Raw genomic sequence first — 19,222 nt, 5'->3', positions numbered from 1 at the left:
TAGGCTTATAGAGTCTGGGATTTATTTTTTTTTTTTGCAAAAGGGGCCTCGCACTAATTATTTAGTGCGACAGCCCCTTTTATACTTTTAATATTTAAAGCTTTACATTTAAAGTTTAAAGTTAGGAAACCATATTTTTATTTCTCTTTCTGAGCTTTCAATGGAATCCGATGCATGTACGCAATTTTCTGTTATTCCTTTAGCATATTTTTTTCTTATAGTTCCTTCTTTTTGTTCCTTTGGATTTGTAGCTCCATTTATCTCTCTAACCTTACTAATACAATCTTTTCCTTCTAATATTAATGCACATAATGGACTTCGTGTAATAAATTAAATTAATGAATTATAAAAACTCTTTCCATAATGCTCTGAGTAATGTTCTTCTGCTATTTTTCCTTCTACTAATTCCATTTTCAAAGCAACAATCTTTAATCCATTTTTCTCATAAAAACTTAGTATATCCCCTATTATATTTTGCTCTACAGCATCTGGCTTAATTAATACTAATGTTTTTTCCATGACCCCACCCCTAAATTTTATTTTTACTCATAGTATTATATGATATATATACTATTTTTATATATGCTATAATTCTAGATATATATAATTATAAGGAGGTTTTTCTATGGTTAGATATTACATAATTGTTGAAGGTCGTGTACAAGGTGTAGGTTTTAGATTCTTCTGTACAATGAATGCTCGTACAACTGATTTAACTGGCTGGGTTAGAAATATGGATAATGGCATGGTAGAAATGGAAGTTCAAGGTGAAGAAAAAGAAATTGAAAAATTCATCAAAACCATAAAAAAAGGAAATCGCTTCATAAGAGTTGATGAACTATATCAAAAGAAAATAGATGTACTACCACAAGAACGTACCTTCACAGAACGCTATTGAAATAAACTGCGAACTACAGTGAGAACGAAAATGGAATATTAATTTTTTCTCTTCATTGTTTTTCTTAGTTCTCCGACTTATAGTTAACGACTCCTGCTACAAATTTGTATGATAAGTCGTTAACTTTAGGGGGATTAAGCTTAAATTGCAGACTTAAGCTTTAGTTCGCAGTTTAGTCATATTGCATTAGGTTGTATTTTTCAATAAGTGATATTAATTTATCAGCATATATTGGCTCTCCCCCCTCATTTTTAACTGTACTGTATCCTGCATCTTCTAATGCTTGAGCTTGACTTTTGTAGTTTTTTGCATTAAATAATCCATATTCAGTATACCTTGAGTTTTCATATAAAAACTTTCCATGATCTTCAATAGATTCGTTAATATTATCGTACTTTCTAAAATTAGCTACTGTAGAATCATTATAATTTTCACTGGTTGTTATAGTTGCAACTGCTCCATTCCATCTTGAGTCTGCTTTAATTCCAAATAAATTATTATGAGTAACTGCTAATTCAGAATTGCCCCAGCCTGATTCCAATATGGCTTGCGCCATAGTTATTGATGGTAATATCCCATATTTATTATAATTACTTTTAGCTCCTTCTGAAATTTTTTGTAAGAAGCCCATTTTTTCACTATCTATATATGTATTAGAATATACTTCTTGATTACTAGCCTCTAAATTTTCTTCTTCAGTACTATTTCCCTTCTCTTTATTCTCCATAACAGATACTTCCTGCAAACTGTTTATTTCATTAGAAACGTTATCCTTTAAATTAAAAATCATTATATATAATATAACAATTGTAAATATACTGGCTAAAAATATTTTTCCTAACTTTACTTTTTTACTTTTTTGTGCATAAGTTCTCAAACCATCATACTTAATGTTTTTTCTCATTTTCAACTCTCCTATAAATTTAAAATACTCTATATATACAGTTAGTATTTTTATCTTAAAATTCTTTATGCATTTTAAGTAATTATTTTTCATTCTTTCATTTTTTATTACATTTAATAATATGAATTTATTACACCTTTAATACTTAACTTTTTAAAGAAAATAAAGAACCTATGTATATTTTAAAAATATACATAGGTTCTTTATTTTCTTAATTAATCTGCAATTTTTTATCTTTTAATATATCATTTTCTATTTTTAACTTTTCAAAAAACTCATTAGTTTCATTTATTACTACATGTCTTAATGCTATTAATCCAACTAAATTTGGTAATGCCATTAATCCATTTACTATATCAGCTATTATAAATACTAAATCCAATGATAAGAAAGGTCCTACTCCTACAAATATTATAAATATAATTTTATACGCCTTTATTCCCTTAACTCCTGTTAAATATTCAATACATCTTTCTCCATAATAATTCCATCCTATAATAGTAGTAAATGCAAAGAATATTAATCCTATATTTACTATATACTTTCCTACTATAGCAAAAGGTAATCCTTGTTGAAATGCTGCAGTAGTCATTGCTGCTCCTTCTAATCCACTATCAAAGCTTCCAGTTAAAACTATAGCTAAACCTGTCATTGTACAGATTATTATTGTGTCTATAAATGTTCCTGTCATTGAAATTAATCCTTGCTTTACTGGAGATTTAGTTTTAGCTGCTGCCGCTGCTATAGGCGCACTTCCTAAACCTGCTTCATTAGAAAATACTCCTCTTCCAACTCCTCTTTGAATTGCTATTGCTACAGTTATACCAGCTGCACCACCTAATGCTGCTCTAGGATTTACTGCACTATGAATTATTAGCATTATAGCTTCTGGTATCTCCTTAAAATTAAACATTAATACCATTAATGCTCCTAATATATATATAATCGCCATTGATGGAACTATTTTTTCAGCAACTTTAGATATTCTCTTTATACCACCTAATGTAACTAATGCTACTAATATAGTTATAATTAATGCACTAACCCAAGATGGAATATTAAATGTAATATTAGCTGCTGATGCTATAGAATTTACTTGACCAAATGTTCCTATTCCTAAAAGTGCTACTCCAACACCAAAAACAGCAAACATTTTAGCTAAAAACTTATTTCCTACACCTTTTTCTATATAGTACATAGGTCCACCAGACATTTGTCCATTTTCATCTACTTCTCTATACTTAATTGCTAAAACACCTTCTGCATACTTAGTTGCCATTCCAAAAAATGCTGCTACCCACATCCATAAAAGAGCTCCTGGACCTCCTGCTGCTATAGCAGTAGCAACACCTACTATGTTACCAGTACCTATTGTTGCTGATAAAGCTGTACATAGTGCTGCAAAACTTGATACATCACCCTTTGCTTCATCATCACACTCTTCATCATCTTTTGAAAATAAATATTTTAATGCTAATGGAAGCTTAAATATTTGTAATAATTTCAACTTAAATGTAAAGTATAAACCTGTTCCAACTAATAATATTAATAATGGTGGCCCCCATACAATATCATTAATTCCTCTTAATATTTTTTCAATTACCTCAAAAATTTGCATAAAAAAATCCCCCTTAAAAATTAATTTATAGGAGGAGATTAAAAGTAATTATAAGCTTTAAAGTACAGTAAATACATTAAATAAAAGTGTTTCGCACTTTATTTCAATTATTCACTATTAATTTTTACTCTAAACTACTTTTATCCCCTGTCCTTTTACCTGAGAGTTTCAGTTTAATATTAATTAAACCTTGCTCCTTCGGTGCTCTAATATGAGTCTCTCCAGAGGCTCGTCCAGTAACGGTCCTAATACCTGAAAGATTTACTTCTTCGGTGGATTTAAATCGCTCTCCCATTACCTTCATCCGAACATATTAAATTATAAAGCCATTATATACATTAATTTGAATAAAATCAATATATTTTTTCATTTTTTACATTTTATATAATCTATTTATTGCACTTATTATAGATTTTATTGATGCACGTGTAATATTACTATCAACTCCAACACCAAATGTTTTCTTTTCTATATCATTTCTTTTCATGTAAACATAAGCTGCTGCTTCCGCTTCTGATCCCTTACTTAATGCGTGTTCTTTATAATCCATAATAGATATATTTATTAAATTACTATTATATAAAGCTTTTCCTAAAGAATCTATAGGTCCATTCCCAACTCCCTCTATATCCATTTCTACATCATTATATTTAATTCTAGCTTTAACCTTAGTAGTTTCACTTGCTCCATGATCTACATCAGATATAGATATATTTATTAATTTAAATGGTTCATGTAATTCTAAGTACTCATTCTTAAATGCCTCTAAAATTTCATTTGGTTGAACTTCTCCTTTTGCCTCTGATATTTTTTGTACTACTTCTGCAAATTCTTGTTGCATTACTTTTGGCAACTTATATCCGAAACAATGATCCATTACAAAGGCTACACCACCTTTTCCTGATTGGCTATTTATTCTTACTAAAGGTTCATATTCCCTTCCTAAGTCATTTGGATCAACAGGTAAATATGGTACTTCCCATAATTTAGATCCTCTTTCCTCATACTTCTTCATACCTTTATTTATAGCATCTTGATGGGAACCTGAAAATGCAGTAAATACTAAATTTCCTGCATAAGGATGTCTTACATGAACAGGTATCTTAACGCATCTTTCATATATTTCTATTATTTCATTTATATTTTCAAGATTTAACATTGGATTTACTCCATGCGAAAACATATTATATGCAACAGTAATCACATCAACATTTCCAGTTCTTTCTCCATTTCCAAACAAAGTACCTTCCACTCTATCCGCTCCTGCTAAAAGTGCTAACTCTGCATCTGCCACACCAGTGCCCCTATCATTGTGTGGATGTACACTTACTATTATTCTATTTCTATCTTTAAAATTCTTACACATATATTCTACTTGATCAGCAAATACATTTGGTGTATCCATTTGAACTGTAGATGGAAGATTTATTATTATTTTATTATCTTGTGTTGCTCCCCAAACATCTGCTACTGCATCACATACTTCAAGTGCATAATCTACCTCTGTTCCTGTAAAACTTTCTGGTGAATATTCTAAAAATACTTTTCCTTCAAAATCAGATGCATACTTTTTAACAAGCTCTGTTCCTTCTATAGCAATTTTCTTTATTTCATCTTTACTCATATTAAATACAACATCTCTTTGCAGTACTGATGTAGAATTATATATATGAACTACAGCTTGTTTAACTCCCTTTAATGCTTCAAAAGTCTTTTCTATTAAATGTGGTCTAGCCTGTGTTAACACTTGAACCACTACATCATCAGGAATATAATTTTCATCAACTAATTTTCTTAAAAAATCATATTCTATCTTAGAAGCTGATGGAAAACCAACCTCTATTTCTTTAAACCCCAATTTAACTAACAAATTAAAGAACTCTATTTTTTCATCTATATTCATTGGATTTATAAGAGCTTGATTTCCATCTCTTAAATCAACACTACACCATATTGGTGCTTTTTCAACAATATTATTTGGCCAAGTTCTTTCCCTAAAATTTATTGTTTCAAATCTCCTATACTTACTATAATTTAACACCTATAAAAGCCCCCTTTTAAATTTAAAATATAATAAATTTGAAATACATTATTTAAAATTAAGTAAAAAAAACACGCAAACACACCTTATATTGGAGCGTGTTTGCGCGGTACCATCCAAAAATTATACTTAATTAAAATAACGGTATTATCCGATAAAGATTACTATAATTTCATCTTTATAGCTCATGAGCAAGTTCAAAAATATTAATTTATAGACTTGCAGCAACCGTCTACTCTCTGAAAAATAATTATTTTTTACTACTCTCAATCCTTGCCTATATTATAACGTTTTTTATAATATTACTATAACAGTATATTTTTGTCAATATAGTAATATTTTTTTATTTTTCTACCCTATTTCTAATTTCCCCATTATAAAAAGCTTTTATATTTTCTATAACTTCCTTAAATAGTCTTTCTCTAGCTTCTACACTTGCCCAAGCTATATGAGGTGATAATATTACCCTGTCCTTATTTTTCATTGATAAAAGTGAATTATTTTCCTTTATTGGCTCTACCTCAAATACATCTAAAGCAGCTCCTCTAATTTTATCCTCATCAATTGCTCTAGCTAAATCTTCTTCAACAACAATAGGCCCTCTTCCCATATTAACTACTATAGATGAACTTTTCATTTTGCATATTGCATCATAATTAATTAATCCTATAGTATTTTCATTTAATGGTGCATGTATTGAAATAATATCACTATTAGCTAATAATTCTTCAAATGATACTCTATTAAATTCACTACTTGAATTTCTTCCTGTAGTTGAATAATATACTACCTTTGCCCCAAAAGCTTCTGCTATTTTCGCTACTCTCTTACCAATATTACCAAGACCTATTATTCCCCATACTTTACCTTCTATCTCATAATAAGGCTTATCTAAGCATGTAAATAATCCTGATTTTGAATATTCTCCACTTTTAACATATTTGTCATAATAATTAACTTCATCTAATAAAGCCAATGTTGCTGCAAATGTATGTTGTACAACTGCACTAGTAGAATATCCAGCAACATTAGCTACTCCTATCCCCTTTTCTTTAGCATACTCTATATCTATATTATTAAACCCAGTAGCTACCTCTGCTATAAATTCTAAATTATTCGCTTCACTTAAATTTTCTCTGTTTAAAACTACCTTGTTAGTTAATATTATATTTGCTTCTCGTACTCTCTCCTTCACCTCATTAGTACTTGTAGTATCATAGTATTTAACTTCACCTATTTCCTTTAACCCCTCTAAATTAACATCTCCCAATGTTTTTCCATCTAAAATTACTATCTTTTTCATTATAAACTCCTCTCTTTATTTAAATAAATAGCAAAAAGACTACTTCATAAAAGTAAATATACAAAGAGCTTAATATTTTATAAGTTAACTATTGAACTCTGTATCTTTCCTTGAAATAGTCTCTAATATATTAAGTTGGTGCAGATAGTGGGACTTGAACCCACACGAGTAATTCCCTCAATAGACCCTCAATCTATCCTGTCTGCCTATTCCAGCATATCTGCATAAATGACTCTCACTATAATTTTAAATTACTAGAAATATAAATTCAATTATTATTTTCCATTTAATCCTTTAATGATTTTAAAATTTTAGCTATATTATCAATATCTTCTATTGTTAAGTCATCATAATTATCTAGCATACTCTTTACATCATCTATTACAATATCTTTATATGTTTTTTTCATGCCTTTTCTACCACCAACAATATATAATGTTAAACTTGTAGTTATAACTCCAATAACTCCTATACCTATTATCATTAGTAATACTGCTATTGTTCTTCCTAGTTGAGTTTTTAGTAAAACATCTCCATATCCAACAGTTGTAAAAGTAACAAAACTCCACCATAGCGCATCTCCTATAGACATTCCTTCTACTAAGGAAATTAATACAGCACCTATAACAATAAATATTGTTGATATTACTAATAAAAAATTCAGTCTACTTTTACGTATCTCATCTTTAACTCTAATTTTAAATTTTATAGCACATATTATAAGCATTATAAACTTAATTATTTTTATGCAATATGATGGATTAATAATACTAGGCAAAATCGTAAATCCTAATACTTTTATATAAACCTTTATAGGAAAAATTGAAAGTAAATCAATTATATTTCTTCTTATAAAACTTCTTTTACCTTTACTTATTGCTAATCTAGTAAAATAATCTCCTATAAAGATTAATCTCACTATATTATCTATATAATAAAAACTCCATCTAACTTCATTTGGTATATTAATAAATATTTCAATTACTAACATCAAAGATAGCATAAGTGCTAATAATCCTATAAAAAAATCATATATACTTTTTTTACTCATGAAACTTATATCCTTTATAAATATTATTTAATATATTTATATTTATGTAAGATATTATATATATATGAAATCAACTTATATATTAATTACCTATAAAACTTGTCCAAAAAGGCTATTGCTTATTTAGCAATAGCCTTTTGTTTTATTTACATCTTCCATACATTTTAGTATATTCATATATTTTATCTGCTAGCTCAGTTGTATAACTTCCTTCTTTAGCTCTCCACTTCCAATTTTCTCCTAATGTAGAAGGGAAATTAACTCTTGTTTCATTACCTAAATTTAAGAAATCTTGCATTAAAGCAATTGATACATCAGCTACACTACTCCAAACACCTCTTATGAATCCCCAATTATATCCTTCAGCATCAGATAAAGCTAAATATTGCTTACAATATTCAACATCTGATTTGCTTCCTGTTAACTCAAACCAGCCTCTAAAAGTATCATTGTCATGAGTTCCTGTATATGCTATACAATTGTTTGTATAGGTATGAGGTAAATAATTACTTTCTTCTCTTGAATCAAATGCAAATTGTAATACTTTCATTCCTGGGAATTTACTTTCTTTTAAGAATTCTCTAACCTCTTCAGTTAAAAAACCTAAATCTTCAGCTATAACATTAATTTCGCCTAATTCTTCTCTAATAGCATTGAATAGTTTAATTCCTGGTCCTTTTACCCATTTACCCTTTATAGCTGTATCTTCACCATAAGGTATTTCCCAATAGCTTTCAAACCCTCTAAAATGATCTATTCTTACAACATCATAAAGTTTTAAACTTTCTTTGACTCTTTTAATCCACCATTTATAGCCAGTTTTCTCCATGTAGTTCCAATCATATAAAGGATTTCCCCACAATTGTCCTGTTTCAGAAAATGCATCTGGAGGGCAGCCTGCAACTGCTATAGGTTTTAATGTCTCATTATATATTAAATACGCTTCCGGATTACTCCAAACATCAGCACTATCTTCTGCAACATAAATCGGCATGTCACCTATAATTTCTATTCCTTTTTCATTTGCATATGATTTTAATTCGTTCCATTGCTTAAAGAAAATGAATTGAATAAATGAACAAAACTCTATTTCATCAGATAGCTCTTGTCTATATCTTTCCATTGCTTCTGGTTGTCTCTTCTTTATATCTTCATCCCACTCTTGCCAACTTGCAAGATTAAATCTTCCTTTAACAGCCATATACAATGAATAATCATCTAACCATGATTTATTTTCATTAATAAATTTATTAAATTCTTCCTTTAAATAAATATTATCTATATTCTTAAAATTATTATAAGCTCTTCTTAATACTTCATATTTAACTTTAAACAAAAGACCATAATCTATATATTCAGCGTTATCTCCATAATTTTCATTTATATATTCTTCTTCATTTAAAAGTCCTTGTTTATTTAATATGTCAAAATCAATAAAATAAGGATTACCTGCAAATGCCGAAAAAGATTGGTATGGTGAATCTCCATATCCAGTCTGTCCTAATGGTAGTATTTGCCAATATCTTAACCCTGATTTAAATAAAAACTCCACATATTCATATGCTTCTTTTCCAAAAGTTCCAATACCAAACTTTCCTGGTAATGAAGCAATATGCATTATAACTCCTGCACTTCTTTCCATATACCTCTGCTCCTTTTATAACAATAGATTTTATTATATAAATTATTTTATACACTAAACTTTTCTAATTATTTAATTCTGCACAAGATTCCCTCTCTATTAACTCTGTATCTAATAAAACATGTTGATTTTCACATTTATCCTTTAAAAGATTGAATAAAATTTCAACACTCTTTATTGCCATTTCCTCTTTAGGCTGTTTTATAGTAGTAATACCTGGATTATAGTAACAACTTACATCCATACCATCAAACCCAACTATTGATATATCTTTTCCAACAGTTAGACCACTATTTGTTACAGCTTTAGCCACTCCCATTGCCATAAAATCAGAAATTGCAAAAATAGCTGTTATATCCTTGCGCTTTTTTAAAAATTCCATAGTTACTTCATATGCAATTTTACTATCATAATCACCAATAATTAAATTATCATCATTTGGTTCAATATTATTTTCTTTTAATGCCTTAATATAGCCCTTATATCTCCACCAGCTAACACAAAAGTCATTTTCTTCACCAATCATTAAAGCTATATTTTTATGTCCTTTTTGGATTAAATAGTTAGTGGCATTATAAGCTGATTCTAAATTATCTATTCCAACAGTAGAATATTTATCTCTACCTAATGATGATACTGTATTAACTGACGTTAATATAACAGGAACATCAATATTTCTAAAACTATCTTCATCTAAGTCAATAAAGTTTCCACCTAAACATATTATCCCCTGAAGTCTCTTCTCTTTTACAAAAGAAATAATATTCTCAACTTCATGCTCTAATACATAATCATTTTGCTGAAGTATCATTGTATATTTATGTTCGTTTATTTTATTTCCAATAACGTTTATAAGCTCTGAGAAAAATGGATTAAAAACCCCTTTAACTAAAACTCCTATATTTTTAGTATTATTTTGCTTTAATATTCTTGCACTATTATTAGGTACATAGTTACTTTCTTTTATTACACGTAAAACATTTTCACGTGTACTTTCTTTCACGTCAGGATGATTATTTAATACACGTGATACAGTACTAACACCAACTCCTGAAATCCTTGCAATATCTCTTATATTCATTCATAAAACTCCCTTAAAAAAAATATTTTGAATGGTTATATGGTATCGTTACCTAGTTAATAAAAATACTACTACATGGATCACAAAAAATATTATTAACATTATCGTGATTCATTAATCTTAATAAATATTACACTAATGATTCACTTATGTCTATCTATAAACTACATAAAATTACTATTTATTTTTCTTCGTTTTCGGTATCGTTTCCAAATACAATTGTATCCTATTCATCAAACTTTTTCAACAGTTAAATTGTTTTTTCTTCCTATATATAAGAAAATTATTTTAAATATCATTGCATTATTAAATTCTCTTATGTCATAGGATGTTACTTTTTGTATTTTATCTAATCTATATATTAATGTATTTCTATGGATATACAACGCCTTGGCTGAATCACTTAAATTTAATCCACATTCAAAGAAAACCTCTATGGTTCTTATCATTTCATTATCTAATTGGGATATTTTAGAATTAACATCATTAGATATTTTATCTTTCATCTCTTCTGATATAGAATCTATTAACCCTTCTAATATAAGTTTCTTATCATCAAATATTATATCTTTAATATTATATTTATTTGCTAATTTTAACCTATATAAAGTTTCATTATAACATTTTTTTAACCTTTTATAATCGGATACCTTACAATATGTTATATAAAATCTTTCAAAATATAAATCATTTATCTTTTCTTTAATATTTTCTACTTCTTGTAAAACATCCTTTTCTATTCCAACTATAACTATATTATTATTATATAATATTACTTTAAGCTTACTATCTAAATATTGTTCTTTTATAACCTCATATACTCTATTGGAATATTCACTTAAAAAAATATTTACTAATTCGAAACTCTTATTTAATTCTGGCCAAACTATTTCTATAACTTCATCATCTATTTTCTTTTCTTCTAATAATGCAATAATTAAATCATCTTTTTTAATTATTATTTCTTGGAATTTATTTTCTAAATAACTTTTTAATAAATCAACAACTAATTTATATTCTTCACTTACAATTATAGTGTATTTAATGTCTCGATAGTCTGATCTTTTTCTAATATACCTCTTCTTAATTTTAAATTTAGGTGAAGAATATATTCCTACTCCATCAATAATTAATTGAAATGGTATTTTAGAGCTGTCATATACATCATTTATCAACCTCTTTATACACTTCACTCTATCCCCCCTAAAAACCTTTTTTATATTTAAGATATTAAAAGCATTATTATCGGTATCGTTACCGACCTTTATAAAAAATTTTTTTCTACCAAGATTTTAGATTAAAACCTTGGTAGAAATTGAAGAAACATTCAAATTTCTTCTATTACTTAAGTGTGTCGGTATCGCTTCCATTACTATTATATACTATTTTGAAAACATTTTCAAGTATTTTTTTCGTTTTTTTCCTTCCAAATAAAGAAAATTATTTTTAATAATACTGCTTCATTAAACTCTCTTATATCATAGTTAGTATATTTTTGGATCTTGTCCAATCTATATATTAATGTATTTCTATGGATATATAATTCTTTTGCTGCTTCACTTAAATTAAGTCCACATTTAAAAAACACTTCCATAGTTCTAATCATTTCATTATCTAATTTTGATATTCCTTTTTTAAATTTATCATAAATATCCTGTTTCATTTTATCTGATACAGAATCTATTATCCCTTCTAATATAAGTCTATTTGCATCAAATACACTTTCCATAATATTATATTTAATAGCTAATTCAATCTTATAAGAAGTATCTTCATAATATTTTTTTAGATTAAAGTAATTATCAACTTCACAATAGCTTATGTAACATTTTCCAGATACTATACTTTCAATTGTATCTTTTATACTTTGAGCATGTTCTAACAAATCTTCAAAGTTACCAATCATAAGTATATTACCCTTATATAATAATATTTCAATTTCACTCTCTACATAACCTTGTTTAATATATGATAATAATTCATCACTATAATTATTTACATATATATTTATAAGATTAAACTCTTTTGTAATAACTGGCCAACTTGCTTTTATTACTCCATCATCTACTTCCTTACCAGTTAATAATAACGAAATTATACTATTTCTATTTAAATATACACCTTTTAATTTTTCCTCTATACAAAATTGTAACAAATCAATTGTAGCACTAAGTGCTGCATTAGTTCTTATGCAGCACTCAGTGTTATTATAACAAAAATATTTTTCTATATAATTTTGTACTAATTCAAATTCTGGTGTAGAAAATTCTCCTACTTCATTAATTATTAATTGGAAGGGTATTTTACAACTACTATATATTTCATTTACCAGTTTCTCAATACACTTCACGATATCTCCTCCAGAAAACTAATTATTATACAATTCTTATTTCTGTTTCTTTATCAAATACATGTAACTTTTCTGCTCTTAAGTGAAGCTTTGCAACTTCTCCAATTTTTAGATTAGTTGTTCCTTCAACTCTTACATTTAATGGATCTTTTCCACATCTAGTATAGATGTAACTTTCAGCTCCCATAAGTTCTATAACTTCTACATTTCCTTTTACTATGCTATTTGGATTTGCTGCAATAAGTTCTGCATCATCACTTAAATGTTCTGGTCTAATACCTAATGTTACAGTTTTTCCAACATAACCTTCTTTAACTAAAGTTTGTGCATTTTCTTTAGGGAATACTATTTTGTTATCACCAAATATAGCAACAACTTCATTTCCTTCTTTTTCAACTTTTCCTTCTATAAAGTTCATTTGTGGACTTCCAATAAATCCAGCAACGAAAAGATTTGCAGGATAATTGTAGATATTTTGTGGTGTATCAACTTGTTGGATAACTCCATCCTTCATAACTACTATTCTAGTACCCATTGTCATAGCTTCTACTTGGTCATGTGTTACATATATAAATGTTGTTTGTAATTTTCTATATAATTTTATAATTTCAGTTCTCATTTGAACTCTTAATTTAGCATCTAAGTTTGATAAAGGCTCGTCCATTAAGAATACTTTTGGATGTCTTACTATAGCTCTTCCTAAAGCAACTCTTTGTCTTTGACCTCCAGATAAAGCCTTTGGTTTTCTCTTTAATAAATGTTCAATGTCTAGGATCTTTGCTGCTTCTGTAACCTTTTGTTCAATTTCAGCTTTTGGAACCTTTCTTAATTTTAAAGCAAATGCCATGTTATCGAAAACTGTCATATGTGGATATAAAGCGTAGTTTTGGAAAACCATTGCTATATCTCTTTCCTTAGGTTCAACGTCATTTACAAGCTTGTCCCCTATATATAATTCTCCCTTTGATATATCTTCAAGCCCAGCGATCATTCTTAATGTTGTTGATTTACCACATCCTGATGGTCCAACGAATACTATAAATTCTTTATCTTCAATTTCTAAGTTAAAGTCCTTAACTGCTGTTACGTCTCCTTGATATATTTTATAAATATGTTGTAATGATAAATTTGCCATTTTTATTCCTCCCATAAATTAACTTCACTTGTTATATTTATTGTACACCTTGTAACTGTTTTCATCTATATGTAATATTTCCAAATATGAAACCTATTATTTGTAATTTTATCTAAAATATATATAATGTTTGTATATTTTCTCTAATTTTATTGATATATTCACAAAAATATTATATATCATTACTACATAACATTCAAAATCATTAACATAAAAGCATAAAATCATTATGCCTTTTTATGCTAATGATTTTATGCCCATCTATTATTAACTATTCATTTTCCATTTGCTTTTTTATTGCTTTTGCAAATTCTTTTTGCTCTTTTCTATCTTCCTTTTCAAATTCTCTTATATCTTTATCTAATTCTTTAGCAAATTTTTTCGCATCTTTTTCTTCTTGTTTATAACCCTTTTTTTCTTCTCTTAATTCTTTTCTAACTTCATGATAAGCTTCTTTTTCAGCTTTCTCTTCTTCCCTTACTTCTTGCTTCATTTGATGTTCTAATTTATGAGCAAACTTCTTTTCTTCATGTCTTTCATGTCTTTCTTCTTTCTTTTCTTCATGATGTATTTTCATTTCATTTATTCTTTCTTTTATGCTCATAACTATTATCTCCTTATAATAAAATTATTTTACTGCTTTTAATGCCTCTTCATAATTAGGTTCATTTATAACATCTTTGCAATATTCAACATATGTAATTTTATTATTTTCATCTACAACAAATATAGCTCTTGTTAAAAAACAAAACTCTTCTATTAAAGTTCCATATTGTTTTCCAAAACTTTTTTGTTTATAATCTGATAAAGTTATTACCTTGTCTATACCAGCATTGCCACACCATCTTACTTGTGCAAATGGCAAGTCCATAGATATAACATATACAGTGACATCTGAAAGCTTTGTTGCTTCTTCATTAAACTTTCTAACTTCCATATCACAAACAGATGTATCTATAGATGGAACTACTACAAATATTCTTTTCCCCGAAGTATCTTTTAAGGTTAAATTTTTAAAATTATTATCTACTACAAGAAAATCAGGCGCATTGTCTCCTACATTAAGTCTAGGTCCAACTAAAGTAATTGGATCTCCATTAAATGTTATTTGCATGAACTAAACCTCCTTTAAATTATTAATGAATGGTCCATTAATATAATTCCCCAAGTACATAAATTTTAATTATATAAAAAATAAAATCCAATGATATATTTATTACATCATTGGATTTTATTATATTTATAGTTCTATCCATTCACTTATAGTATTTTCTTTAATAAAGCCTCTTTTTTTATACATCTCATAAGCAATATTATTTTTTTCTATTACTATTAATGCTATATTAGCTACATTTTTATTATTTAAGAATTGTATAGCAGTCTCTAAAAGTTTTTTCCCTAAACCTTTTCCTCTATAGCTTTTACATAATCCTATATCAAACATACCTTCATTAATTTCTATTTCACAATTCATAAATCCTATTATATTATCATCATTTTTAACCATAAAATAATATTTGCTTTCTTCTTTATTATTTAAATATCTATTAAGATCTTCATTATCTAGCCAGGTTCCATGAGGCATATCACTAAATGAATCATTAAACACTTCAAGATACTTTTGTGAATTTTCTATTGTTAATTCTTCTAACACTAAAACATCTTCTTTAACCGATTTATCATTTAATTTCATTTTTATTGCAGAATAATCCCTATATAAATTAACTTTTTTCAAAGTATTTAATATAGTATTATTCCTTATTCCTAATTTAACACTTTTAGCTCCATAGCTAACTGCAAGCTCTTTTGCTTCTTTAATTAACAAAATTAAAAAGTCATCTCTATTTTCTAATTCATCTTTAATTTCTATATTATGAATAAAGGAAGTGCCTAATGGTTTTATACATTCCAAAACTACAGCTATCTTAGCTATTATCTCTTTATTATTAAATGCAAATATTATACCATTTCCCTTATCATATATTTTCCCACACAATATATCATCAAGCTTGTTAATAGAATCAATATCTTTATTTTTTAAATTACTGAAATGTAACGCTAACTCTTTTTCCATATTATTCATTTCTATATATTTTTTAAAATATATTTTATTCTCAATACTATTTTTCATTTTTAATATCCTTTATTCTTTTACCCAGTACTTACTACAATCATTTGATCTATCTAAAAATCCATATTCAATTAGATATCTTCTTATAGTAGCATTATCTTCATATATTCGTTTTAAAATTCTATTTATTTCTTTTTCTGAATAAATTTTCCCCTTTAAAAAATTTTTCATTATTTCTTCTAAAATAATAATCTTCTTCTTTTCCTTTGCTGGGAAGTTTTTAAGTGCGCCCTCTTCTGTCATATAACTCTTAATTGTTTGTATTTTTTCCTTATCGGTAATATTAAATCTATCATCTAATGTTGTTGCTCCTGCATGAGCATCACATATCTCTTCATTATCCATTTTGCATATACTCTTATTTGTATTAGAAGCTAATAAATTCATCATTGCTAAAAATAATTTTGCTTGCTTTTCTTTTTCTCTTAATTTATATCTGTGATTTCTTACTGTTGATGTTGCTATACCTAGTTTAGTAGCTATTTCTTTATCAGTTAACCCTTGTGCAATCAATACTATTAATTCTCTTTGCACTTCTGTAATACCTGTATAACCTGTATTCATATTTAATAAATATTCTAGTATAGACTTATGCTTTTTCCTTATATGAATCTCTGTAGCCTTTTTAGCATCATATAAATATGAATCATCTTCATAAATTCTTCCCTTTGTATAAACTTCATTACAAATTAAGCATTTATAATATTCTTCTTTTTCTATATATCCTTTTTGTATTTCTTCAATACTTGAATCCCATAACTCTGTTTTATTATCTTTACTCATTTTTCTCACTCCTTTTAATATAATTATATGGATATTTCCTATTTTTGTCTAATATTTTATAGACATTTATCATTTAAGTTTACTTATGAAATAAATTTTATTTGTTTTTGTCTGTCAATTTTATATAAAATAAAAATCAGCACTTTAAATTGCTGATTTTTTAATAAATTTAATTATTATCTTTTAATTATTTCTATAAAAGTTTCATTATAAGTAATTTGTCCACCAATATCAGATATACCACTATTAGTTAAGAAATTAGGATTTCCATGTCTCTCCCACCATCCAACAAACATCATTACTATGCTATTACCAATAGAATTATCTACTCTTATTTTAACATCAACTTGTCCATTATCAGATTTTAAGCATATTATTTCTTCATTATCTATATTAAATATTTTTGCACTTTCTTCATTAATATAGGCTATAGCAATCCCCTCTTCATCCATAAAATGCTGACTTGATAAACTATCTCTGCCATGATTAGTTAATAATCTTAATTTATCCTCTTTTTTATCAGCATATATTTCTTTATCACTCTCCTCAAAGCTTATAATCTCAAATTTTCCACTTTCATTTGCAAATTTTTTATCTTTCCAAGCAATATCCTCATGAAGTGTAAAATAATTATTTTTTAAATACTCTAAGCTTATATCACTATTATTATTTTTTAAAGGACTTATTACTTTATCTAAGTACTCTCTCTTTGTTACATATGGATAATTCTTCATTTCTAATTTTTTAGCTAACTCCATAAAGAAATAATATTCATCCATTGCCTCTTCTCTTGGTTCTATTGCTTTTTCATTATAAATTAAATATGGATTCATCATAGAACTAAATAATAAATCTTCACTTTCAAGCTGGCTCGTTACTGGTATAAATAAATCACATTCCTTAGCTGTATCAGTCATAAACATATCAAAACATACCTTAAACTCTACTTTTGATAATGCTTCTTTTAATTTACTTATATTCGGAAGTTGATTTATTAAATTACTTTTAGTTATTACAGCCATTTTTATAGGTATATTTAATTCATAACAATTATTATCACCTTTGCAATTTGTAAATATATCATTTTTATAGTATGTACTTCCTAAACAGCATTTTTCTATAAATTCACTTATTTCACTAACATAAAAATACCTATTTGTTGCAAATCCTTCACTATTATAAGGATCGCTATTTAATATATTAGGATATACTTTGTTGGCATAATTTACTCCACCTCCACTAAAGCCTATCTGCCCTGTTATAGCACCTAAAGCATCGATTGTTCTAATAACCTTTCCACCATTTTTGTATTTTTGTATTCCAAAACCTAATAAAATAGTAGAATACTTTTCACAATATAAATTTACAAGTTCAGTAATTTCACTTATTTTTATGCCACATTCACAGGCTAATTCTTCAATATTTAGTGATAATAAATATTTTTTATAAGCTTCAAACCCATTAACATATAATCTTATATACTCTTCATCATATAAATTATTTTCAATTATTATTTTCCCCATTGCTAATGCTAGTGCTAAATCTCCATTAGGCTTTATCCTAACATATTTATCCGCTAATTTTGTAGTAGATGTTTCAATTGGATCTATTACTATAACTTTACTTCCGTTAGCCTTAGCTTTTCTAATACTTTGCATAGTATGTATAGTAGTATTTGCTGGATTCTTTCCCCATACAAATATATTTTTGCTGTTCATCATATCATCTAATGAGTGACTTCTAGAATCACCAAAGTCTAACTTTTGTGCTGCAATTCCAGCACTCCAACAAGGTCCTCCCTTAGGTAAACTAACTCCCCCAAAAAAGTTAAAGAATTTTTCTCCTACGCTCTTTAACAAAGCTCCATTTCCATATTGCTCATAATACAAAATTGATTTACTTCCAAATTCATTTTTATACTCATTTAATTTTTTTGCCATAATATCTATAGCTTTATTAAATTCAATTTCCTTCCATTCTCCCTTAACCTTAATTAATGGTTTATATATTCTTCTTTCATGCTTTGCCCTATTTAAATGAGCCAACCCCTTTTTACATATAAACCCTTTAGTATATGGATGTTCTTTATCTCCTTCTATTTTTATAACTTCATCTTTATCTACATATATCTTAAACTTACAACAATCAGCACAATCCAATGTGCAGCCATGGCTTAATTGTTTCATTTTATCCTCCTTGTATATTTTTACGATCTGTTAAGTTATATGAACATTGCTCTTCTCAGCCCAAGGAAATACAATAGGTTTGCGATACTAAATAATACC

At 27.3% G+C, this 19,222-nt stretch carries 16 protein-coding genes, 1 tRNA gene, 1 pseudogene, 2 riboswitches and 1 other annotated feature; of the genes and pseudogenes, 1 reads left to right on the top strand and 17 read right to left on the bottom strand.

Going from position 1 to position 19,222, the window contains the following annotated elements; translation table 11 throughout:
• Window positions 1-108: 108 nt before the first annotated feature.
• Window positions 109-519, bottom strand: a pseudogene (ndk, locus tag HCG76_RS17755) (nucleoside-diphosphate kinase).
• Window positions 520-625: 106 nt separating this feature from the next.
• Between ndk and HCG76_RS17750 the strand changes: the two are divergent.
• Complete coding sequence (locus HCG76_RS17750) at window positions 626-898, top strand: acylphosphatase (protein WP_221701572.1); 273 nt, start codon at window positions 626-628, stop codon at window positions 896-898.
• A 172-nt stretch (window positions 899-1,070) separates the two neighbouring features.
• On the opposite strand, the gene HCG76_RS17745 is transcribed toward HCG76_RS17750, so the two are convergent.
• The 16 genes from HCG76_RS17745 to HCG76_RS17670 form a co-directional block, all read right to left on the bottom strand.
• A complete protein-coding gene (locus HCG76_RS17745; protein ID WP_260458188.1) occupies window positions 1,071-1,802 on the bottom strand; it encodes a glycoside hydrolase family 73 protein in 732 nt (243 codons plus the stop codon).
• 211 nt (window positions 1,803-2,013) lie between these two features.
• A complete protein-coding gene (locus HCG76_RS17740; RefSeq protein WP_221701570.1) occupies window positions 2,014-3,420 on the bottom strand; it encodes an alanine/glycine:cation symporter family protein in 1,407 nt (468 codons plus the stop codon).
• Window positions 3,421-3,557: 137 nt separating this feature from the next.
• Window positions 3,558-3,650: riboswitch (glycine riboswitch) on the bottom strand.
• Window positions 3,651-3,724, bottom strand: a riboswitch (glycine riboswitch).
• Window positions 3,725-3,793: 69 nt separating this feature from the next.
• Window positions 3,794-5,461 carry a 2-isopropylmalate synthase gene (gene leuA / locus HCG76_RS17735; RefSeq protein ID WP_221701569.1) on the bottom strand — a complete coding sequence of 556 codons (1,668 nt, stop codon included), beginning with the start codon at window positions 5,459-5,461 and terminating at the stop codon, window positions 3,794-3,796.
• An 89-nt stretch (window positions 5,462-5,550) separates the two neighbouring features.
• Window positions 5,551-5,744, bottom strand: a binding site (T-box leader).
• Window positions 5,745-5,804: 60 nt separating this feature from the next.
• On the bottom strand, window positions 5,805-6,764 hold the full coding sequence (locus tag HCG76_RS17730; protein ID WP_221701568.1) for a D-2-hydroxyacid dehydrogenase: 960 nt from the start codon (window positions 6,762-6,764) through the stop codon (window positions 5,805-5,807).
• Between the two features lie 136 nt (window positions 6,765-6,900).
• Window positions 6,901-6,988 (bottom strand) — tRNA-Leu (locus tag HCG76_RS17725).
• Between the two features lie 62 nt (window positions 6,989-7,050).
• Entirely contained in the window at window positions 7,051-7,815 is a 765-nt protein-coding gene (locus HCG76_RS17720; RefSeq protein WP_221701567.1) for a potassium channel family protein, read from the bottom strand.
• 142 nt (window positions 7,816-7,957) lie between these two features.
• Window positions 7,958-9,457 carry a 4-alpha-glucanotransferase gene (malQ, locus tag HCG76_RS17715; protein ID WP_221701566.1) on the bottom strand — a complete coding sequence of 500 codons (1,500 nt, stop codon included), beginning with the start codon at window positions 9,455-9,457 and terminating at the stop codon, window positions 7,958-7,960.
• 64 nt (window positions 9,458-9,521) lie between these two features.
• Complete coding sequence (locus HCG76_RS17710; protein ID WP_221701565.1) at window positions 9,522-10,538, bottom strand: LacI family DNA-binding transcriptional regulator; 1,017 nt, start codon at window positions 10,536-10,538, stop codon at window positions 9,522-9,524.
• A gap of 233 nt (window positions 10,539-10,771) precedes the next feature.
• Window positions 10,772-11,731 (bottom strand): PucR family transcriptional regulator, encoded by a 960-nt coding sequence (locus tag HCG76_RS19445; RefSeq protein WP_221701564.1) that lies wholly within the window; start codon window positions 11,729-11,731, stop codon window positions 10,772-10,774.
• A 206-nt stretch (window positions 11,732-11,937) separates the two neighbouring features.
• Window positions 11,938-12,888: a PucR family transcriptional regulator gene (locus HCG76_RS19440; RefSeq protein ID WP_221701563.1), complete on the bottom strand. Its 951-nt coding sequence runs from the start codon at window positions 12,886-12,888 to the stop codon at window positions 11,938-11,940.
• 25 nt (window positions 12,889-12,913) lie between these two features.
• Entirely contained in the window at window positions 12,914-14,023 is a 1,110-nt protein-coding gene (locus HCG76_RS17695; protein WP_221701562.1) for an ABC transporter ATP-binding protein, read from the bottom strand.
• A 271-nt stretch (window positions 14,024-14,294) separates the two neighbouring features.
• Entirely contained in the window at window positions 14,295-14,627 is a 333-nt protein-coding gene (locus HCG76_RS17690; RefSeq protein ID WP_221701561.1) for a hypothetical protein, read from the bottom strand.
• A gap of 24 nt (window positions 14,628-14,651) precedes the next feature.
• Entirely contained in the window at window positions 14,652-15,137 is a 486-nt protein-coding gene (tpx, locus tag HCG76_RS17685; protein WP_221701560.1) for a thiol peroxidase, read from the bottom strand.
• A gap of 126 nt (window positions 15,138-15,263) precedes the next feature.
• Window positions 15,264-16,154 carry a GNAT family N-acetyltransferase gene (locus HCG76_RS17680; RefSeq protein ID WP_221701559.1) on the bottom strand — a complete coding sequence of 297 codons (891 nt, stop codon included), beginning with the start codon at window positions 16,152-16,154 and terminating at the stop codon, window positions 15,264-15,266.
• A gap of 12 nt (window positions 16,155-16,166) precedes the next feature.
• A complete protein-coding gene (locus HCG76_RS17675; RefSeq protein WP_221701558.1) occupies window positions 16,167-16,937 on the bottom strand; it encodes a DUF2087 domain-containing protein in 771 nt (256 codons plus the stop codon).
• 176 nt (window positions 16,938-17,113) lie between these two features.
• Window positions 17,114-19,123, bottom strand: a complete 2,010-nt coding sequence (locus HCG76_RS17670) for a molybdopterin-dependent oxidoreductase (protein WP_221701557.1) — start codon at window positions 19,121-19,123, stop codon at window positions 17,114-17,116.
• Window positions 19,124-19,222 lie beyond the last annotated feature (99 nt).

It is taken from the genome of Clostridium sp. K13, from assembly GCF_019734195.1.
Classification (GTDB): Bacteria; Bacillota; Clostridia; order Clostridiales; family Clostridiaceae; genus Clostridium.
This window is presented reverse-complemented; position numbering and strand designations above follow the sequence as displayed.